We start from the raw sequence: 20,333 nt of genomic DNA on the forward strand, positions 1-20,333 counted from the left end.
ATACGAGAACTCTACCTGTCTCGTGGGAAAGGAGATTTGGAGAATACACAAGTTTATACAGCGCTTGATCATAATGTCTTTGCGTCTTCCGGTTCTTCTTTGGAGGAATAACAACCTCCACTCCCCGTTTTTCTGCCTGTTCAATAATGGCATTACTGTCATGCCACGATCTGCCAGCAGATGATCTGCATCCATCCCTTCGATCAGGCGGCCAACTTGCGTGCAATCAGCAGTGGTACCTTGTGTAACAAAGATTCTGACCGGCATACCATGCGCATCCACGGCCAGATGTATCTTGGTGTTGAGCCCCCTTTCGCCCGACTCATCTCCTGATTATCTCCTCTGGCCCCGCTGGCATGTGGGTGAACCTTGCCGTGACTGGCATCAATCATCAGCCATTCATAATCCGGATCATCCATCAGGATTTCCAGCAATTTTTCCCAGATACCCTTGTCACGCCAGCGAATAAAGCGACGGTGGGTATTACTCCACCCCCCGTAGTCCGGTGGCAAATCCCGCCATGGCGCTCCTGTTCGCATAATCCATAAAACAGCATTGATAAACCGACGATTATCTGTGGCTATCCCTCCCCATGCTCCTTCTCTACCTGGTAAATGCCCCTCAAGTAGCGACCATACCTTATCTGAAATATCATGCCTGCGATGGGGTTGTATCATGCAAATCTCCTTTAATTTCTTAAAAGGATCTCATATTTCTTGTCTCATGACTACGCTATCTGGCATTAAGAAACTATTTTAGAATCAAGTGAGTGCGCGAAGATCCTGATTAAGGAACCCGATAGCTTTGCGACCAAACCCTAATGGGTAGCCCTATGACTGGTTTCTGTCGAGAGGAATGAGGTCAAAACTCGGGCAAAAATTTAACTTTTAGCCTGCACGCGAACAACTAGCGTATCAACCCTTCCTTCTGCATGGTTTCGATAACTGCTGGGCGCGCAGCGATGCGGGTCATATAATCCGTGAGTGCTGGCCACTTGCTCATATCGACCTGATGAAACTTGGTCCAACTTAGTGTCGTAAACAGGTACGCATCCGCAATGGTGAACAGGTTACCCAGCAAATATTGCTTACCATCAAGCTGATCGGCTAAAAAATTACAGTGCTTGCTGAAGGTGGCAAGTTGAGCAGTCTTCCATTCTGGCGTAATGTTGGGATGAAAAAGTGCACCCAGTGTTTTGTGGATCTCCGTTGCGATGAAATTTAGCCATTCCATCAACCGATAACGCTCCATACCGCCAAACTTCGGCGCTAATTTAGCATCCGGCTTTTCATCAGCAATGTATTGCAACAGTACAGCGACTTCGCTCAGAATCTCGCCGTTGTCGAGTTTAAGGGTGGGTACATAACCATTGGGATTGATCTTGGTGAAGTCTTCACCGTGTTCAGTCTGCTTGCTGGTGAGATCTACTTTCTCCAGTTCAAAGTTAAGACCTGCTTCACGCAACGCGATGTGAGGGGCCAAAGAACAGCTGCCCGGTGCATAATATAGTTTCATAATAGTCTCCATTGGTCAGAATTGTGATTGACGGACAATTCTGGATTTTGTCGCATTAAGCGCAAAAATGTATCTTTAGGGTGGGCTGGCATGCCGTCACTTTAAGCAAGACATGGTTGAATAAACTGGGCTTAGCGTCGAGAATATAGCCTGTGAGGCACGATGCTGAGAAATTTTACCTGTAAAAAACAATCCCCTATAGCACAATGAAGTCCGTCGTCTCAAGATCAAAAAATCTCGTTATCAAGTGACAAACTGATACAAGTATAACAACGGATTACGGCGACGGGGTGATATCCCGATTTGATTTGCGGAGGCAGCAATCGCTGAGTGGCACCCCGTGAAAACGGCAGCTCACGGTAGGTAATACCTGCCGCGAAAAACAAAAGGATGGATGAGTGCATCTGCACTCAACAAAATGGCTAAGCCAGGTGTGCCGGAGTCTATAAAAATCTAAAAATTAACGAGCAAATGAGTACTTGAGTTCAAATCTTGATTTATTCCACCATCCTAACGTTTCAGGCAATTTAAACGGGTAGAAAATCTTAAGCATCCACATTAATCCATTTTCTGTGTACCAGTAATTTTTCAATTTCCACCACAAACAACACCAACGACGATAATGCGAAACTCACGATTGGGCACCTTGAATAACCCGAGGTTTTCAGTAAATCCAGTCGCGAGATGATGAGCGCGATTGAATTCGATTCAGTTCCCATGACAAATCACCGCTTTTCCTGGCGATGTTGCGCCGTTTTTACCCTGAATCGCCCCGGGCATTGGCGATTTGGCCCATTTCGGGTATCAAAAAGCCTTGATTTCTGTCTCTCTGAAGTAGACCAATCGCTTCAGGTTGTAATAGACCGCCATCATCGTCATCGCAAAGTTGGATGGAATACACCCAATACTTCCAGCACAATAAAAAGGGAGCTTTGCTTTGCCTGAAGGCCAGGGTCAGTTTACAAATGGTTTCATGGTTATCCATGGCAATCAGCCCGAGCTTTTGCGGCAGTTGCTGGTGCACTGGTTCAAGGCACATTCGCTAGATCCACTGGAAGATGAAATCATTCTTGTGCAAAGCAACGGGATTGCTCAATGGCTCAAGCTCGCGCTGGCAGCAAATACAACAGATACTCCCGGCAGTGGTTGTGGTATTGCGGCAGCACTCGATATGCTGCTGCCCGCCCGCTTTATCTGGCGGGTTTATCGGGCCGTGCTGGGGCCTGATGCTGTGCCGGACATCTCCCCATTTGATAAACCGCTGCTCATCTGGCGCTTGATGCGTCTCCTGCCAGACGTTATCCCCCTTCCGGGTTATGAACCCTTGGCACGTTTTCTGGAACAAGACAGTGATCTTCGCAAGCGCTACCAGCTGGCTGAAAAAATTGCCGACCTTTTCGATCAGTACCAGGTCTATCGTGCCGATTGGCTCGCCGCCTGGGCCAAAGGGGAACATGTACTGTACAACACTCACCATATTGCTCGCCCGCTCGATGCGACTCACTGCTGGCAGGCTATGCTGTGGCGCGCTTTGCTTGAAGACGTGGGAGTCGCCAGCCAGAGCAGCCGGGCAGTTGTGCATCAGCGTTTTCTGGATGCCGCCAAGAAACTGAAAAACCGGCCTGACGGGCTGCCTCGTCGTGTTTCTGTATTTGGTCTGTCTTCACTGCCGCGTCAGTCGCTGGAAGTATTACTGGCCATCTCGCCTGTCACGCAGATTCTTTTGTGCGTCCACAATCCCTGTGAGCATTATTGGGCCAATCTTCTCTCTGAAAAAGACCACGCCCGGCGAACCTCAAACCGGCATGCTCATAAAAACAATACACCTGCAACTATCACGGAAGATGCTTTGCATCTGTATGCCCATCCATTACTAGCTGCGTGGGGAAAGCAGGGCCGTGATTACATTGCCCTGCTGGATGAGCTGGATGAACCTGATGCCTACCGCGCCCGATTTGAACAAGTCGGCGAGCGGATTGATCTGTTTCAGAGCCATGGAGAATCAACGCTGCTGAACCAGTTGCAGGACGATATCCGCCTGCTGCGCACGGTGGATGAATCATGCGATACCTGGCCGGCAATCGACCCTGCCAGCGATCGCTCAATTCGCTTTCATCGCGCGCACAGCGTACAGCGCGAGGTTGAAATTCTGCATGATCAACTGCTGGCAGCATTCAATGCAGATGCAACACTGCGGCCGCGTGATGTTATCGTGATGGTGCCTGATGTAAATGCCTATGCACCCTATATTGAAGCAGTTTTTGGACAAGTTGAGCATTCTGATGCGCGTTATATTCCATTTTCAATGGCTGATCTCACGCAACGCCAGCAAGCGCCACTTATATTTGCCCTGGAATTTTTGCTGGATGTGCCAGAATCACGCTTGACTGTCAGTGACCTGCTCGATCTGCTTAACGTTCCAGCTGTCAGACAGTGTTTCGGGATCGGCATTAATGATTTGCCACGCCTGCATCAATGGATCAGACAAACCAACATCCGCTGGGGGTTGAGTGCCCGCCATCGCGCGAAATTTATTCAGGAAAGTCTTGAGCAAAATACATGGGCGCAAGGGCTCAAGCGTATGTTATTGGGCTATGCCGTCGGCTGTGATCCCACCGGACGCGAAGATTACAGTTGGCGTGACATTGAACCCTATGGTGAGGTTTCAGGGCTGGAAGCCGCGCTGACTGGCTCCTTGTCCCGGTTGCTGATCCAACTTGAAACACTTACCGAAACCTTTGCGGAGCCTGCCACACCTGCCATTTGGGGCCAGCGGTTGCAATTCCTGCTTCAGGGCTTTTTCAAGAGCGAGACAGCAGAAGACACAGCCCTGCTTTTGCAGTTGCAAACCAGCTTGCATGCCTGGCTTGAAGCTTGTACAGCCGCCAGTTTTACCGAAATGATCCCGCTGGCTGTTATCCGTGAACACTGGCTGGCCCAGATTGATCAGCCTAACCTGGCGCAACGCTTCATGGCCGGCGAACTGACCTTTGCAACCTTGATGCCAATGCGTGCTATTCCGTTCCGGATGGTCTGCCTGCTCGGCATGAATGATGGTGAATTTCCCCGTACCCACCCACCCGTCGATTTTGATCTGATGGCACGGGATATACGCCCGGGCGATCGTTCCCGCCGGGAAGATGATCGTTATCTGTTTCTGGAAGCGCTGCTCTCCGCTCGGGAGAAACTGCATATCAGCTGGGTGGGCAAAAGCATACTGGATAATTCCGATCTACCGCCATCCGTACTGGTCAGCCAGTTGCGGGATCACATCGCAGCCTGCTGGCAATTGGCGGATTCCCCGGACAACGATCTGCTGGCTGCCCTGACGGTTGAACACAAGTTGCAAGCTTTCAGCCAGGATTATTTTGGCAAGGATCCGGCCACCTCAGCGTTGTTCACCTATGCGCGCGAATGGGAGCGCAAACTTATCAGTCCAGCGGCTCCAGCTGCTACGGAGCCTTCTTTGTCATTGCCTGTTTTCAATAGCCCTGTCTCGCTCGGACAGCTGATCGCCTTTTTGAAAGATCCCGTCAAAACCTTCTGCCGTGAACGGCTGGGTATTTATTACGAAATGGATGACCTGACCAGCGAAGATCACGAGCCTTTCATTCTGAATGGACTGGAACAGTGGTCACTCCAGGATCAATTGATTCAGGCTCGACTAGATGCTGTCAATCATGAAAATGACGAAACAGTCGCAGTGGAACAACAACTGGATCGCGTCCGGCGACGAGGTGAGCTGCCGCTTGGCGGAATGGCAGATTTGCTGAAAGCAACCCTGGCTGATCCTTTGGACAAAATGTTTAAGTGTTATCGCGAAGCGATTGCCAGTTGGCCATTTCCGCTGGAAGACCAAATATTTGAGTATCCATACGTCACCACTAATGGTGTGGCAATCACTGTGCAGGGGCGCATCACACAACACTACTGTATGCATGATGCAAGCAACACGAGCAATACAAGTAATGGTGATAAATACTGCCGGATCGAACTGAGTTCCAGCGATTTGCTGAAAAATAACAAATGCCGTCATGACAAACTGCTTGCTGCTTGGATATTCCACCTGGCCGCACATCTCGATGGCCAGCCGATCACAACACGGATCATTGGCAAGAATGATCCGGTACAAATTAATCCACTGACGCCGGATCTCGCCAGACAGTACTTCAACATGATTATTGAAGCCTACGTTAACGGCTTGTGTACGCCGCTGCCACTGGCGCCCAAAACCGGTTTTGCCTGGCTGGAAAAAGAAGGGATGCCTTTTAACGGCCCTCTTGCGGCATGTAAGCAAAAGGCTGTTGGCACTGCCCGCAGCCAATATGAAGATGACTATCAGCGTACTGGTGAAGCCAGTCAGAGCATCTATCTACAGCGATTTTATCCAGCCTTTGCACAACTGTGGTCAAACGGCCGCTTTACGCAGCTTTGTGATGATCTGTACGCGCCGTTGATGCACCATGCCGACACACCTGGGGCAAATACCAAAAATCCGGAATAAAGGCTAGTACACACCATGAGCCAGAACATCACACCACTTGATCTCTTTACCCTCCCTTTGACCGGGAGCCATCTGATCGAAGCCAGCGCCGGTACTGGCAAAACTTTCACTATCGCCATGCTCTACGTTCGCCTGATCCTGGGACATCAGGGGGAATTTGCCTTTTCCGGTGGCGCATTGACACCCCCAGAAATTCTGGTGGTAACTTTTACGGAGGCCGCCACCAAGGAACTACGCGATCGGATTCGCGCACGTCTGACAGAAGCCGCCCGCCTCTTTCGAGCTGACCCAATAAATGCGCAATCACTGAACGATACTGATCCGCTGCAGCAGTTGCTCTTCGAATACTCACCTGCCGAATGGGCTGCCTGCGCCCGCAAACTGGAACTGGCAGCTGAATGGATGGATGAGGCAGCCATCTCGACCATTCATGGCTGGTGCAACCGGATGCTGCGGGAACATGCCTTTGATAGCCAAAGTCTCTTTACCCAGGAGCTAGAAACTGATCAAACAGAATTACGGGCAGAAGTGGTACGGGACTATTGGCGGATTTTTTACTACCCGCTTACCCTGGAAGAGATTGTCTGGATTAATGGTTATTGGAAAAGCCCTACCGAACTGGGAAAGGCTGTCACCCCCCTGCTCGATTATGTGGATCAATTGCCTGATTTATCTGCTACGGATCCATCGACCATTATCAGTGCCAGCCAGGAAAACAAACAGAATCTACTGACCAAGCTCAAACAACCTTGGGCACTTTGGGCAGATGAATTACAGGCGCTGCTTGATGCTGCTGAGGCAGCCGGCCAGATTGATGGGCGCAAACTGCGTGCTGACTGGTACACCAATTGGTTAAATAAGCTGAGAGATTGGGCCAATGATCCCGCCATGGATAACGTAGACATTGGTAAGGGTTGGGAGCGTTTGACGTCGGAAGGGATCGCGAAAGCATGGAAAAAAGGTACCTCCCCCCATCATCCCGCATTCGACACAATTCCTGTGCTAAAGGAAGCACTTAATAACCTGCCCGATCCCAGGATTGAGCTGCTAAGCCATGCTGCCTGCTGGATTGCCAAAAAATTTGACACCATTCGGAAACACCGTTCCCAGATCGGTTTCAATGATCTGCTGACCGGCCTTGAAACCGCCCTCACCGGCCTTTATGGCGAGCGGCTGGCTCAAGTCATCCGCCAGCAATTTCCGGTTGCGCTCATTGATGAATTTCAGGATACCGATCCCGTTCAGTACCGGATTTTTGAATATATTTATGAGATTTCCAGCAATCGAAATGATTGTGCACTCATCCTGATCGGTGATCCCAAGCAGGCAATCTACGCTTTCCGGGGAGCAGATATTCATACCTATCTCAAGGCCCGGAGAGCAGTTGAGGGACGACTCTACACGCTGAATACAAATTTCCGCTCAACCCAAGCGATGGTTGATGCTGTCAATCATTGCTTTGCATCTGTTGAAAACCAGGCGGATTCTCGCGGCGCATTCCTGTTCAGAACCGGAGATGGTAACCCCGTGCCTTTCCTGGAAGTTCAAGCCAATGGTCGCAGGGATACATTCCAGATTGAGGGAGAGACATTGCCCGCCATGCTGCTGGCTGTTTCAGCCCAACAGATGGAACTCTCAAAAACCGATTACATTGAGCAGATGTCTGCCCTCTGTGCAACCCGGATCGTTGACTGGTTGAACGACGGGAAATCCGCAAAAGCCGGGTTTGCCGGCCAGGACATGTCTTTCCGGGCAGTCAGGCCAGGGGATATAGCCATTTTGGTCAATAACGGAAATGAAGCCGCCAACATCCGCCAGGCTTTGCTGCAACGGGGCGTCCGTTCAGTGTATTTGTCCGATAAGGACACGGTTTATGCCACCCGTCAGGCAACCGAAGTCCATCGCTGGCTAGCTGCCTGTGCTGAACCTGACAACGATCGCCTGCTACGCGCCGCGCTGTCCACCACATCGCTGGGCCTCACGCTAGCAGAGCTTGATGCTCTCAATACGGATGAAGCGGCGTGGGAAGCCCAGGTAATTCAATTCAAGGGCTATCGCGAGTTATGGCAAAAGCAGGGAGTGCTCCCGATGCTGCGCCGCATCCTGGTTGATTTTAAATGCGGCGATCGCCTGCTTGCGCTCAAGGAGAATCTCAACGGCCAGAGCGGAGAACGCATCCTGACTGACCTGCTTCATCTGGCAGAAATATTACAGCAGGCAAGCTTTACGCTGGAGGGTGAACATGCGTTGATCCGTTTTCTGGCCGAGCAAATTGCTGCCCCCGAGGGGGAAGCAGATAGCAAAAAACTGCGTCTGGAAAGCGATAGCGATCTGGTGAAAGTTGTCACCATTCATAAATCAAAGGGGCTTGAATATCCGCTGGTTTTCTTGCCGTTCATCTGCATAACCCGGCCTATCAAAAATAGTGATATCCCGCTCAAATGGCACGACGATCAGGGCACATTAAAAATTTCCCTTGCTGCTCACCCCGAAATCATGGCACGTGCCGATCTGGAACGCCTCCGTGAAGACGTACGCAAGCTTTATGTGGCATTGACGCGTGCCTGCTATCTGACTTGGATGGGCTTGGCACCCATCAAGAACAAGTCAAGCGCGGTTGGTCATTTGTTCAGATTGAAAGCTACCCCGGCTGAACAATATCTTGACGCTCTCCAGTCTTTTGTACAGGAACGCCCTGATTTCTGTGTGACGGACAAACCGGACAACAATCTTGAGCAATACGTTGCAGAAACCCGATCCGCCCCGCCGGGTGAGGCTTGCCGCCCGCTGCGGATGGTGAGAGAAAACTGGCGCATCAGCAGTTATTCGGCGCTTCGGGTTGATGGTAATGTTCCATCCACGCGAATAGCTCAGGAAGATACACCGCAGGCAGAAAATCTCCTGGAAGAGCAACTCGAACGCTCATTCATCTCACTACAGCCTGTTTCAGAACAACCGGCAAGCGTGACCATTCATCATTTTTTCAAAGGAGCTGAGGCGGGCATCTTTCTGCATGAACTGATGGAATGGGTCGCCAACACCGGCTTTACTATTGTATCGAGTGATGAAACCGACTTGCGTGACACCATTGAGCGTCGTTGCAAGATGCGCCACTGGGAAACCTGGGTTGCACCACTTGTTGACTGGGTCAAGCGCATGCTGTCCACATCCCTGCCGTTTGGCTCAATTGGAATTTGCCTCAATACGCTGACTGTTGTTAAAGCCGAGATGGAATTCTGGGCTGAAGCCAGCAATGTCGATCTGACTCTACTGGATGCCGCCGTGATCGAACAGACACTGGCAAGTCGCCCGCGCCCGCATCTGACACAGAGTGAGTTAAACGGAATGCTCAAGGGTTTTATCGATCTGGTTTTTCAATATGATGGGCGCTATTACGTTGCGGATTACAAGTCAAACTGGCTCGGTGCCACAGATCAGGATTACACTGTGGCTGCCATGGACGAGGTGATTCGTGCCAACCGTTACGATCTGCAATACGTCATTTATCTGTTTGCCTTGCATCGGCTCCTTAAATCCCGTCTGCCCGATTACAATTACGAACAACATGTGGGCGGTGCCGCCTGTCTCTTCGTGCGCGGGATTGATGCACCCACAGCCGGTGTCCATTTTGAACGCCCCCCGGGAACGTTAATGGACACGCTGGATGAGCTATTTGCCGGGAAGACAGAAGGTAGCGCATGAGCACTCCAGCAACAAACCCGCAGGAAATACTGGCTCTGCTGGAAAGCTGGGTTACCCGTGGCTGGCTGCGCGAGCTGGATCTTGCCTTGGTACGTTTTTTAAAAACTGAAGTTCCTGCTATGGATCCGGTATTGATGCTGGCAACCGCTCTGGTCAGTCACCAACTGGGGCGAGGTCATGTTTGTCTGGATCTGGACAATCTCTTAAGCGATCCTTGTACGGCGTTGTCGTTGCCCTCTGGCCAGAATGAGCCCTCTGCCAGAAAAGAAATTCAGCATATCAGCGTTCTTCTGGCGGACTGGAAAGCATCCGGCTGGCTTACGCAACAAACGGAACTGATCAGCAAGGATGAGAGAAATACACCGCTGGTGCTTGCTGGCCCTCGTCTGTATCTGCGCCGCTACTGGCGTTATGAACGTCAGGTGGAAGCTGCTATCTACCAGCGGCTGACCAGTAGTCAGCAGATTGTCAGCCAGTTGCCTGAAATTGAGTTCAAAGACAAACTGAATGCACTTTTTCCACCCAGCGGTACCACGTATACACAAACAGACTGGCAAAAAATCGCTTGTGCACTTGCTGCCCGCAGTGCATTCAGTATCATCACCGGCGGGCCAGGAACCGGAAAAACGACCACTGTAGTTCGTCTGCTGGCACTGCTGCAATCGATTGCGCTCATCCAGCATCCGGAATGCCTCCTTAAAATCTGCCTGGCCGCCCCTACTGGCAAGGCAGCAGCACGCCTCAAGGAATCCATTACCGGCGCCATCGACAAGCTGCCCGCTTTTATTCAGGACGATACCACGCTGAAAACGAGCATCCCAAGCAACGTGACAACCCTGCACCGTTTGCTGGGCTCGCGTCCGGATTCCCGGCTGTTCCGGCATGATGCACGCCACCCGTTGCCACTGGATGTACTGGTGATTGATGAGGGCTCCATGATTGATCTGGAAATGATGGCAGCCGTACTCCTTGCCTTGCCCCCTCACGCTCGCCTGGTTATCCTGGGAGACAAGGATCAACTGGCTTCTGTTGAAGCAGGTTCTGTGCTGGGTGCCTTGTGCCACCGGGCTCAGCAAGGGCATTTCCAGCCTGAAACTGCCCAATGGGTTGAAACGGCCACCGGAGAAAAGATTGATCCCGTTCTGCTGGATACAAACGGCTTGCCACTTGACCAGCATATTGTGATGTTGCGGACAAACTGGCGATTTGATGCTGCCAGCGGCATCGGGCAACTGGCCCGTGCAGTCAATACTGCTGATTCGGAAACCATTCGCACAATCTGGATGCAAGGCTATGATGACTTGTTCCGTCATAATTTACCTGATCTCGAAGATAGCCGCCTGGCAACCATCCTGCTCGGCCAATCTGGAGAAAAAGATACACCGCAAGGAATTGCGGGTTATCTGGGCATCATTAAAGCAGAGCGGCCACCACTGGATGCAGAAAAAGTTGCATTTGATGCCTGGGCGCATCAGGTGTTGCAATCGCACGGCCGTTTTCAGTTGCTGTGTGCGCTCAGAAATGGCCCATTTGGGGTCAGCGGCATGAATCAGCATATTGAAGCACTGCTGGCCAGACACCAGTTGATTAAACCTGGCAGCATCTGGTATGAAGGGCGCCCGGTACTGGTCACCCGCAATGATTATGCGCTTGGTTTGATGAACGGGGACATCGGGATAGCGCTCAGCTATCCCACGCCTAACAGGACAACCGGAAAACTGGAATGGGGTATACGGGTTGCCTTTGCCAGAGGAAATGGCAGCGGTGGTATTCACTGGGTGCTGCCCAGTCGTCTCTTGTCAATCGAAACTGTTTTTGCACTGACTGTTCACAAATCACAAGGCTCGGAATTTGAGCATTGTGCCCTGCTGCTACCACCCGAACTGAATCCCGTTCTGACACGAGAGTTGATCTATACCGGCATCACCCGGGGAAAACGCTGGTTATCCATCATTTGTACCGGAAACAGCAATATTATTGATCAAGCCGTTTCCAGAACGGTCCAGCGCTCCGGCGGATTGTTTGCCGGATCATCCTGATCAGGAGCGGCTGGTACGCTAACTCAATAAAAACTGTTTCAACACTTTGATCATATATTCGTGATCCTGCACGCCCGCGCTCTCCCGGATGCTGTGCATGGCCCACATCGGGCAACCGATATCAATACTGCGTATACCCAGTTTGGCTGAAGTCATTGGCCCGATTGTGCTGCCACAAGGTAAATCTGAGCGATGTGAATAGCGCTGATAAGGTACATCCGCTGCTTCACACCAGTGAATGAAATGAGCGGCAGAAATACTTTCTGAGCTATAGCGGTGATTGGCATTGAATTTGATTACCGGCCCCTGGTTCACGGATACCTTGTGATCTGCATCATAAGCCGAGGGAAAGTTGGGGTGATAGGCATGTGCCATATCTGCACTAATGAGAAAACTCTGCGCTAGTGCACGCGCAGCATCTTCGTGATCTGGAGAAGTGGCCAGGCTGATCCGCTGTAACAAATCTGTCAAGAAACTGCCGCCCGCACCAATATGGCTTTCACTGCCAATTTCTTCATGATCAAAAAATGCGCAAACAAACGTATTTGCGGCATGGTTAAGCGCAGTATCATCCAGCATTGCCTGTAATCCGGCATGACAGGACGCCAGATTATCAATCTGGCTATTGGTATAAAACTCCTGGTTTGCCCCCCAGAATGCCCCTTTCTGTGTATCGTAAACAGCCAAATCCCAGGACAGGATTTGTGAAGCACCAATTCCTGTCATCTGTTCCAGCAGCGCCAAAAAACAGGATTGCGGCAGTTGATCGTTGGTCAATTGCGCAAGGAATGGCAACAATTCATTCTGTTTGTGCAGCTTCAATCCTTCTTCATTGACGCCCCGGTTCATGTGAATTGCCAGGTTCGGTATGCGCAGCAAAGGATGATCAATACGCACTAATTTATGTGCAAGATGTCCCTGCCCGTAGGAATAACTGACGCGCCCGGCCAGGCTTAGATCACGATCAGCAAAAGTGGCGAGAATGGGGCCGCCATAAACTTCAACCCCCAACCGGACAATACCATCACTGGCAGTTGCGGCATTGGGTCTGATTCGCAATCCGGGAGAATCGGTATGTGCGCCGATAATTCTGAATCCAGATTCTGCCGGTGGTGTCTGTCCCGGTACGAATAATATAATTGAGGAATCATCTCGCACCACATAGTAGCGCCTGCCCGGATGTAACTGCCATCTGGCTGTTTCATCAAGCCGGATGAATTGAAATTTTTCGATCTCTGCTTCGATCGAAGCAACGGCATGCCATGGGCTTGGACTTTTGTCGATAAAATCCAGCAGATTCTGCACATACGTTTGAGCTATCATGATCTCTGTTTTTAAAGGGAAGTTATAAAATTACAATATGTTGTTGGCTTGCACCTGAAACAATGTCCGGGTTCAGGCGCGAATCGAAGCTGACAAAACGGCAATGATGGCGTACAGCGAGCCCCAGCAAATAACTGTCAATAATTTGCCAATGACCAAGCATTTGTTGCCAGTTTACTTGTTCTGCATCCAGCAGACTGTAATCATCTGCTACAAATGCATGGGTTGGATGCGCTATAGCCTGTGCTAATCGGCTGGCCACAGCAGCCAGTGACAATGCTTCCGGATAGGCCGGCTGAGTCATGATGCGCAGACACCCGTTTTGGGTGAGCGGACAAGAAGCCCAACCGTGGATGATCTCCTGCTCCAGCCATTGACTGGCACGAACATGATGGACATGGCCCGCATCAAGCAGGGCAATCAACACGTTGACGTCAAGCAAAGCGCGCATCAAATACCTTCTTCATCACGCAGGCGATTAATAAGTTCGTTGCTGACAATTACGCCACGCGATGGAAATGGCCGAAAACCGGTTACAGAAGAGGCATCGTCAGGAGAAGATACTTCGGCAACATGGCCAGCCAGAGCCTGGCGCACAAGACGTGATATAACTTTGCCAACGCTTACATTTTCCGTACGGGCAATTTCCTTTGCGGCGGCAAGAACATCGTTCTCAATATCTATCGTGGTACGCACAATAAACTCCTTTGACTGATGTATACGCATCATGATGTTATCACACCATGCGATCATGCCACCCAATCTTGGGAGTGCAGGCTGTTATTTGCTTCTTTCGAAGTGCAGTATGACGCTGAGTCCCCCAACAGGATGGTTTTCAATCAATAATTCACCGCCATATACCTGCATGATGTCGCGTACTATGGCCAAGCCAATACCGTGGCCAGAGGTGGATTGGTCGGCACGCGCACCACGTTCCAGAATGCGGGCGATTTCATGCGGTGGGATACCGGGGCCGTCATCCCTGATTTGAATTTCCACTTGATTTCCCTGATAACCGGCAGATAAATGAATGCTGTAACGGCACCACTTGAATGCATTGTCGATCAAGTTCCCAAGCAGTTCCATCAGATCGCCTTCGTCAATGCGCAGACGGATGCTGTTATCAATGTTCACTGTAATATCCGGATGCTTGTGGCGATAGGCTTTGGTCACCGTGTTGATGATTCTGTCGATCATCGGGCGTAACAAGATCAACCCCATGCCTGGTGAGCTGCCGGCAGTCGCGGCACGGCGTAATTGATACTGGATGGTGTTATCCATGCGGTCGATTTGCTCTTGAATTGTTTTGTGCCGGATGACCTCCTCGTCCTCACCATGAATCGCGCCTTGCAGTATAGCAAGTGGTGTTTTCAGACTGTGCGCCAGATCAGCAAGACCGTTGCGATAGCGCTTCTGCTGCTTGTGTTCATGGGTAATCAGGGAATTAATGCTGTCAGTCAGTAGTTTAAGCTCTCTGGGATAGATACCCTTGAGGCTTTCCTGTCGACCGGATTCAATTGCGGCAAGCTCCACGGAAACTTTGCGTAATGGCAGCAGCCCCCAGCGTAATACCAGCATTTGTGCAGCGAGCAGAACTACCGCCATGACACCCAACCAACCCCATAGATCTTCACGATAACGTTCTATCTGGGCATCAAGCAGCGTGGTATCGGTTATGACGTTGAAAGTCAGCGGGTAACCGCCAGAGGAGGTTTCCCAAGCGATGCCGTAGCGATAGATAAAGTGTGGTTCGTCATTGAGCAGGATCTGCTCAAATATTTTTTCTCCCTGTCCCAGTGGGGCAATAGCCGGAATAGATTTATTCAATGACGAGATGGAACGCCAAATGATCGTGTTGGCAGGGCCGATGATGAAGGCATAAGTATGCGAGTTGACGTGTTCAAATTCCACATCCAGCTGATTGACAGGCACATCCAGTTCGCCGTCTTCCACTTCGGCATCACCCATCAGCATTAACAGTTTTGCAAATAGGCGATCCTTCACCCCTATGCGTGCACTGTCGTAGAAAGCGCGATCCAATGTAAACGTAATGCCGCCAATAAAAACCAGTAATACCAGCGTTGCACTGAGCAGGACGCGCTGATTGAGCGACATCATGCCGATTTATTACATTCCAGTATGAAACGGTAGCCACGCCCACGCATGGTTTCAATTGGCTTTAATGTACCAGCGGGATCAAGTTTGCGCCGCAACCTGCCAATCATGACCTCAAGCACATTGCTGTCTCGATCTTCGTCATGTGGATAAAGGGCGTCTGCAAGTATTTGTTTAGAAAGCACTTCACCACGATGACGCACCAGTTCTTCCAGCAAGCGGTATTCAAATGAGGTTAATTCGATATTTACACCATTGATGGAAACCTGTTGTGCTGTCATATCCACCGCGATAGGGCCGCATTCCAACAAGGTCTGCGGGATGCCGTTGGCACGGCGCAATAATGCTTTGACCCGGGCTTGCAGTTCTTCCATTTGAAATGGCTTGGTCAGGTAATCATCCGCACCCGTTTCCAGGCCGCGCACCTTGTCTTGCCAACTGCTGCGCGCGGTCAGAATCAAAATTGGCAGGAGACTGCCCCGCTGTCGCAGTGCCTTGATTACATCCAGACCGGATTTACCGGACAGGCCAATATCGATAATGGCGGCATTCAAACGGTATTCCGTAGCGAGAAACAACCCTTCTTCGCCATTGTTGCAAGTATCAACCATGTAACCTGCTGCTTCTAGTTGCTGACGAATCTGGTTTTGCAAAAGGAATTCATCTTCGATAACCAGAATGCGCATTCAAGCCTCTTGTCTCACAGGGTGACAATAAAATGCGTTGAATTGAATCATGAAATTTACTTTGAAGATTAATGCGTGGATACAACCGCGCCATTCTGTGCATTGATCAGAATGGTATGCACTATGCCCTGGTCACTCAGTATTTTAATGCGATAGAGATTATCAGTTCGGTTGATTGCCAGCACACGTCCCCTGAAATGTTGTTGTGCGATGGCGATTGCTCGCTGTTCCGAAATGCCGTTTGCTGAACTGCCTGCTTTGCTGCGCTCACTGGCTGTATTAGGTCGGCTGGCGGTGGTGTCGGATATTGCAGCGATCATGATTAGCACAACCAATAACGCTTGCTGCCATCCATTCATAAACCCTTATCCTTGCACGCCGATAATTAAAATCAGGCGGAAGCAGAATAAGTTTTTAATTTAGATCTGCCTCTCGCCTTTCGCATCAGAAACGTAACATAAAATCCACATTCCCGGCACTGATCCCCATATTCATTCGGGGTGGTACAACATATACCGGAGCCGGGGGGTAATAGTTGTAATTGTAATTATATTGTGATTGCGGGTAGTGTTGCTGATAATAGACAGGCGGCTGACTATAGATGTGCATATGCCCGTTAGAGTGCCGATGATGATCATGATGGTGATGGTGGTGGTGGTGGTGCTTATGCTTATGGCGCTTATGCTTATGATGGGAATGGCCATGATGTCCTCTATCAGCGTGCGCCAAGGAGGGTGTTGCCAGACTGGCAGTCAATAATGTGGTTAGTGCCAGACCAATCAGTTTTTTGGTTTTGACGTTCATGATATTTCTCCTTGGTATTATTCTTTTCAGGTTGATTCCTGATGCTACCAATGTTAGGACACCCAGCCTGAACCCAAGCTGAATAGGAAAACCCACTACCCGACCGTTGTTCAATTAGTGTAATTTCTATCGTTTTAAGCATGGCACCCCACTGGAATCACAATCTGGTTTTTCCCGGTTTTTGAGGGCACCGTGAACCAGATCACACATCTGAGAGGCGTTAAAACCAGGTGTAATAATTTAGTGATTCGAGATATCAGGTTTGCACGTTAACTTTTCGAAACTCGATAGCATGGTAATGAAAATATACACAGAGGTTCTGTCATTCTGGTTCCAGGAAATCAAGGAAAAACTCTGGTTTTCTGCTGATGCAAACTTTGATGAACTGATTCGCCAGCGTTTCTCCAGTTTGATTCAGCAGGCTGCTGCTGCCGAGTTGTTTTCATGGCGGACGACTGCGACAGGCCGTCTTGCTGAAATCATCGTGCTGGATCAATTTTCGCGTAATGCCTATCGTGATACACCACAGGCATTTGCCCAGGATCCCATGGCATTGGCGCTTGCCCAGGAAGCTGTCGCTTCCGGCGCACTGCAGTCATTGAATCAGAAGCAACGCGGTTTCCTGTTGCTGCCTTATATGCACAGTGAATCGCGGCAGATACATGTCGTGGCAGCAGCACTCCATAAGGATTTTGCCTCGGCAAAAAGCTATTACTACGAACAGCGACACAAAGCCATCATTGACCATTTTGGCCGCTACCCGCACAGAAATAAAATTCTGGGACGAATTTCCACGCCGGAAGAACAAGCGTTTCTGAAGCAGCCACTCTCACATTTCCATTAAGGAGCCTGTAAAAAACTACCTGTGCTGCCATTTCTGCGTTTAAAGTTTGCTCAAAAGCTTCCATTCTTTTGCTAACTTTGTCCTTGAACTGCCTATAAGCGTTAGGCAACTGGAAACATTCTGAATAATCAGTTTTACAGATGATCCAGCGGGCTGATCACACCTTTGCCACCTTTGTTCAGTACATGGGTATAAATCATTGTGGTGGCAACATCACTATGCCCCAATAGCTCTTGCACTGTACGAATATCATAGCCAGCTTGTAAAAGATGCGTGGCAAAGGAATGGCGCAGGGTATGTGGTGTAGCTGGCTTGGTCACTCCCGCTGCCAGCACTGCCTTCTTCATCGCACGCTGCAGCAATTTTTCATCCATATGATGACGTCGCTCTACACCACTGCGCGGATCAACTGAATAGCTCTTGGCAACAAAAATATACTGCCAAATCCAGTCAGTCGCCGCCTTTGGATATTTTCGCTCCAGTGCATCCGGTAAATACACTGCGGCCATATCTTTGGCCAGATCATCCTCGTAGAGCAATCGCCGGTGTCGTATATGCTCATTCAAAACCGGGATCAAACTTTGCGGCAACATTGTTACCCGATCTTTTGCCCCCTTGCCATCGCGCACCAGTATTTCAGCTCGCTCAAAATCCACATCTTTAACCCGCAAACGTACACATTCCATTAACCGCATACCGGTGCCATACAGCAAGCGCGCCATTAAGCCATGTGCTCCTGTCATCCGACCCAACACCGCATGTATCTCATTATGCGTCAGCACCACTGGCAAACGTGCCGGCCGCTTTGCTCGCACCACGTTGTCAAGCCAGGGCAAATCGATTTCCAGCACTTCCCGATATAAAAACAGCAAAGCTGAAAGTGCCTGATTCTGCGTTGATGCCGCCACCCTGCCCGATACAGCAAGATGTGTCAAAAAAGCCTCCACCTCCCCGGCCCCCATCTCCTGTGGATGCCGTTTATCATGAAATAAAATGAAGCGCCGTACCCACTGGACATATTGCACCTCAGTCCTTATGCTGTAATGCTTTAAACGCAGCTTGTCACGAAGCTGATCAAGTAACTTGGGTGAAGTCGGCGTATGAGATGGTGGCATTTTATTCATACTTTTTTTAAATTCATTGTGTTATCAAATAATAAATTTGTTATACACCTTCTTGTGAAGAAGTATACACCGCTTGCGGTGTATACTGAACGTTAGGCAGGTCTACCATGATTTCCAGAGTCCTTCTGTTTCCTCACTCCGAATACTTGGCGCAGCATTGGTGGCATCGGTTGGCCAAGACAATTTTCTGGGGATGGTTCATCTTTGCGCTGGGCTTCTGTTGGAAAGTACTAGTTGCTGACCCGTACATGTCCTGCATACGCACAAAGATTCAATCTGAGGTGTTGCTCAACAAGCCCTCAGATTTAGAATGTGGGCGCAATGCTGTCGATTACCTCATCGCTAACGCGTCCACGTCTTCCACGTCCGAGATTGTGTTTGGGTCTCTATTTTTTGTGGCAGTTCTCTATCTCGCCTTGGCGTCACCTGGGCTGCTCTACCGTCTGCTTCTTTATATCGCGAAAGGCAGCGAGTGGAAGGATGCACGACCTGCCTAACCACGCGCTCCATCGGGACGTCCGCTACGCGGCCGCCCCTGAGCTTGAGCGTTAGCCATCAACATGGAGGATCCACGTGGCTGAAATTACCAACATCCCGCAATTCCTGATCGCCACGGCTGAGCTACTCGAAACGCTCGAACGCGGGAAGGAGGTTCTTTTCCGACTCGGATTTCGGAAAGAGCTTTCGCCGGTAATCGAAGACACGGCGTTGCGTTTGCGGCAGTGGTCCGACCATATGTACCGTCTCGAAAACTCTGAGTACGACTCTCTGGAGCGGGCCGGCTTGACCGGACCCCACTTGGCGCTCAAGTTGGAGTCGTTTCAATCGTCCCTGCAGTCGTTCCGCGACACCGCTCGGGAAGATCGGCTGCAGGAGTCGCTCGAAAAGAGCCGCATCATTCTCGGGAGTTTAGCGGGCGCAATACCTGGCTTCGGGTCATTCGCGCAAGAGCTCATCGACTTCCTTCTTAAGGAGCTGAAGCGACGGCTATTCGGCCTGCGCTGAGTTGATGGCTAACAATTCGTCCAAGCCGACGCCGCTTCGCGGCGCGGCTTAACTCAGGTGTTGGGCGTCTTTGAGGAGGGCCGGATGGTGAACACAATCTGCAAGGCACTAATGGTGCTGATGAGCCTCGTCGCCTTTGGTGGTAGTGCGCTCGCTGAGGAGAAAAAGAAATCCATTGAAGAAGTGATGGCCGAGCGTCAGGCATTGTTGGAGGCCGAGCGGGGGCGCATCGAAGCTCTAAGAAAGCAGTTGGGTCCTCTGCTGGGCTATGAGATTGATCAGCTCCAGGCAGCGATCCGAATAAAGGTTGTAGATCTCTACGGTGGCACGAAAGTACTTCACATCGACGATTTCAATGATGACATCAAATATCTCGGTGATATGGTCTAATAGACCCGGACACTCCAGTTAAGAGAAAATAGTCTTAATTGGAGGATGAAATGGAGCCTAGGAAACACTATACAAAGGAATTCAAGCTGGATGCAATCAGCTTGGTACTGGATCAGGGATTAACGATAGCAGAAGCTGCCAGAAGCCTGGAAATCAGGGCTAACATGCTTGGGCGATGGATCAGGGAGAGCCAGGCGGATACTAATGGTCAGGCATTCCGCGGTAATGGGAAACTGACACCGGAGCAGGAAGAAATCCGGCGGCTTAAACTAGAAAACAAGA

Annotated in this window: 18 protein-coding genes and 1 pseudogene; 8 read left to right on the forward strand and 11 right to left on the reverse strand. The window is 50.3% G+C overall.

Annotation, left to right across the window (positions count from 1 at the left end; all coding sequences use genetic code 11):
* The 3 genes and pseudogenes from ABF86_RS10340 to ABF86_RS10350 all read right to left on the reverse strand — a co-directional run.
* A pseudogene (locus ABF86_RS10340) lies at positions 1-677 on the reverse strand (IS5 family transposase); the annotation flags it as partial.
* Positions 678-906: 229 nt separating this feature from the next.
* Positions 907-1,515: a glutathione transferase GstA gene (gene gstA / locus ABF86_RS10345; RefSeq protein WP_074685429.1), complete on the reverse strand. Its 609-nt coding sequence runs from the start codon at positions 1,513-1,515 to the stop codon at positions 907-909.
* Between the two features lie 545 nt (positions 1,516-2,060).
* Entirely contained in the window at positions 2,061-2,234 is a 174-nt protein-coding gene (locus ABF86_RS10350; RefSeq protein ID WP_160803589.1) for a hypothetical protein, read from the reverse strand.
* A gap of 218 nt (positions 2,235-2,452) precedes the next feature.
* On the opposite strand from ABF86_RS10350, the gene recC reads away from it, so the two are divergent.
* From recC to recD, 3 genes are read left to right on the forward strand one after another with little or no spacing between them, the layout of a single operon-like run.
* A complete protein-coding gene (recC, locus tag ABF86_RS10355) occupies positions 2,453-6,019 on the forward strand; it encodes an exodeoxyribonuclease V subunit gamma (protein ID WP_083341460.1) in 3,567 nt (1,188 codons plus the stop codon).
* A 15-nt stretch (positions 6,020-6,034) separates the two neighbouring features.
* Positions 6,035-9,721 carry an exodeoxyribonuclease V subunit beta gene (gene recB, locus ABF86_RS10360; protein WP_011634412.1) on the forward strand — a complete coding sequence of 1,229 codons (3,687 nt, stop codon included), beginning with the start codon at positions 6,035-6,037 and terminating at the stop codon, positions 9,719-9,721.
* Entirely contained in the window at positions 9,718-11,760 is a 2,043-nt protein-coding gene (gene recD, locus ABF86_RS10365; protein ID WP_011634413.1) for an exodeoxyribonuclease V subunit alpha, read from the forward strand. Before recB ends, recD begins: the two co-directional genes overlap by 4 nt.
* Positions 11,761-11,778: 18 nt before the next feature.
* On the opposite strand, the gene ABF86_RS10370 is transcribed toward recD, so the two are convergent.
* The 7 genes from ABF86_RS10370 to ABF86_RS10400 form a co-directional block, all read right to left on the reverse strand.
* Positions 11,779-13,083, reverse strand: coding sequence for a M18 family aminopeptidase (locus tag ABF86_RS10370; RefSeq protein ID WP_011634414.1), 1,305 nt, complete (start codon positions 13,081-13,083; stop codon positions 11,779-11,781).
* A 22-nt stretch (positions 13,084-13,105) separates the two neighbouring features.
* A complete protein-coding gene (locus tag ABF86_RS10375) occupies positions 13,106-13,534 on the reverse strand; it encodes a TA system VapC family ribonuclease toxin (RefSeq protein WP_011634415.1) in 429 nt (142 codons plus the stop codon).
* Complete coding sequence (locus tag ABF86_RS10380) at positions 13,534-13,812, reverse strand: hypothetical protein (protein ID WP_011634416.1); 279 nt, start codon at positions 13,810-13,812, stop codon at positions 13,534-13,536. Before ABF86_RS10380 ends, ABF86_RS10375 begins: the two co-directional genes overlap by 1 nt.
* A 51-nt stretch (positions 13,813-13,863) precedes the next feature.
* On the reverse strand, positions 13,864-15,198 hold the full coding sequence (locus tag ABF86_RS10385) for an ATP-binding protein (protein ID WP_240142309.1): 1,335 nt from the start codon (positions 15,196-15,198) through the stop codon (positions 13,864-13,866).
* Positions 15,198-15,884, reverse strand: coding sequence for a response regulator transcription factor (locus ABF86_RS10390; RefSeq protein ID WP_011634418.1), 687 nt, complete (start codon positions 15,882-15,884; stop codon positions 15,198-15,200). The genes ABF86_RS10385 and ABF86_RS10390 overlap by 1 nt, the downstream gene beginning before the upstream one ends.
* Positions 15,885-15,952: 68 nt before the next feature.
* On the reverse strand, positions 15,953-16,243 hold the full coding sequence (locus ABF86_RS10395) for a PepSY domain-containing protein (protein WP_011634419.1): 291 nt from the start codon (positions 16,241-16,243) through the stop codon (positions 15,953-15,955).
* An 85-nt stretch (positions 16,244-16,328) separates the two neighbouring features.
* The gene (locus ABF86_RS10400; protein WP_074685423.1) at positions 16,329-16,688 is read right to left on the reverse strand and encodes a hypothetical protein; all 360 of its coding nucleotides are present in this window, start codon (positions 16,686-16,688) and stop codon (positions 16,329-16,331) included.
* 298 nt (positions 16,689-16,986) lie between these two features.
* Between ABF86_RS10400 and ABF86_RS10405 the strand changes: the two genes are divergently transcribed.
* Complete coding sequence (locus ABF86_RS10405) at positions 16,987-17,532, forward strand: DUF924 family protein (protein ID WP_074685441.1); 546 nt, start codon at positions 16,987-16,989, stop codon at positions 17,530-17,532.
* A gap of 134 nt (positions 17,533-17,666) precedes the next feature.
* Here ABF86_RS10405 and ABF86_RS10410 read toward each other — a convergent pair whose 3' ends face one another.
* On the reverse strand, positions 17,667-18,656 hold the full coding sequence (locus ABF86_RS10410) for an integron integrase (RefSeq protein ID WP_074685421.1): 990 nt from the start codon (positions 18,654-18,656) through the stop codon (positions 17,667-17,669).
* 107 nt (positions 18,657-18,763) lie between these two features.
* Here ABF86_RS10410 and ABF86_RS12595 point away from each other — a divergent pair, with 107 nt between their 5' ends.
* The 4 genes from ABF86_RS12595 to ABF86_RS10425 all read left to right on the forward strand — a co-directional run.
* A complete protein-coding gene (locus ABF86_RS12595; protein ID WP_074685419.1) occupies positions 18,764-19,153 on the forward strand; it encodes a hypothetical protein in 390 nt (129 codons plus the stop codon).
* 76 nt (positions 19,154-19,229) lie between these two features.
* Positions 19,230-19,661, forward strand: coding sequence for a hypothetical protein (locus ABF86_RS10415; RefSeq protein ID WP_074685417.1), 432 nt, complete (start codon positions 19,230-19,232; stop codon positions 19,659-19,661).
* Positions 19,662-19,745: 84 nt separating this feature from the next.
* Positions 19,746-20,051 carry a hypothetical protein gene (locus tag ABF86_RS10420; RefSeq protein WP_074685415.1) on the forward strand — a complete coding sequence of 102 codons (306 nt, stop codon included), beginning with the start codon at positions 19,746-19,748 and terminating at the stop codon, positions 20,049-20,051.
* A 50-nt stretch (positions 20,052-20,101) separates the two neighbouring features.
* On the forward strand, positions 20,102-20,333 hold a 232-nt coding region (locus ABF86_RS10425), incomplete at its 3' end, for a transposase (RefSeq protein WP_160803498.1).

It is taken from the genome of Nitrosomonas sp. GH22, from assembly GCF_009833115.1.
Lineage (GTDB): Bacteria > Pseudomonadota > Gammaproteobacteria > Burkholderiales > Nitrosomonadaceae > Nitrosomonas > Nitrosomonas eutropha.

Bases quoted from the DNA above. Each gene is read 5' to 3' on its own strand.
- gstA (WP_074685429.1), bottom strand. From the start codon at position 1,515: ATGAAACTATATTATGCACCGGGCAGCTGTTCTTTGGCCCCTCACATC.
- ABF86_RS10350 (WP_160803589.1), bottom strand. From the start codon at position 2,234: ATGGGAACTGAATCGAATTCAATCGCGCTCATCATCTCGCGACTGGAT.
- recB (WP_011634412.1), top strand. From the start codon at position 6,035: ATGAGCCAGAACATCACACCACTTGATCTCTTTACCCTCCCTTTGACC.
- recD (WP_011634413.1), top strand. From the start codon at position 9,718: ATGAGCACTCCAGCAACAAACCCGCAGGAAATACTGGCTCTGCTGGAA.
- ABF86_RS10370 (WP_011634414.1), bottom strand. From the start codon at position 13,083: ATGATAGCTCAAACGTATGTGCAGAATCTGCTGGATTTTATCGACAAA.
- ABF86_RS10375 (WP_011634415.1), bottom strand. From the start codon at position 13,534: ATGCGCGCTTTGCTTGACGTCAACGTGTTGATTGCCCTGCTTGATGCG.
- ABF86_RS10380 (WP_011634416.1), bottom strand. From the start codon at position 13,812: ATGATGCGTATACATCAGTCAAAGGAGTTTATTGTGCGTACCACGATA.
- ABF86_RS10385 (WP_240142309.1), bottom strand. From the start codon at position 15,198: ATGTCGCTCAATCAGCGCGTCCTGCTCAGTGCAACGCTGGTATTACTG.
- ABF86_RS10390 (WP_011634418.1), bottom strand. From the start codon at position 15,884: ATGCGCATTCTGGTTATCGAAGATGAATTCCTTTTGCAAAACCAGATT.
- ABF86_RS10395 (WP_011634419.1), bottom strand. From the start codon at position 16,243: ATGAATGGATGGCAGCAAGCGTTATTGGTTGTGCTAATCATGATCGCT.
- ABF86_RS10400 (WP_074685423.1), bottom strand. From the start codon at position 16,688: ATGAACGTCAAAACCAAAAAACTGATTGGTCTGGCACTAACCACATTA.
- ABF86_RS10405 (WP_074685441.1), top strand. From the start codon at position 16,987: ATGAAAATATACACAGAGGTTCTGTCATTCTGGTTCCAGGAAATCAAG.
- ABF86_RS10410 (WP_074685421.1), bottom strand. From the start codon at position 18,656: ATGAATAAAATGCCACCATCTCATACGCCGACTTCACCCAAGTTACTT.
- ABF86_RS12595 (WP_074685419.1), top strand. From the start codon at position 18,764: ATGATTTCCAGAGTCCTTCTGTTTCCTCACTCCGAATACTTGGCGCAG.
- ABF86_RS10420 (WP_074685415.1), top strand. From the start codon at position 19,746: ATGGTGAACACAATCTGCAAGGCACTAATGGTGCTGATGAGCCTCGTC.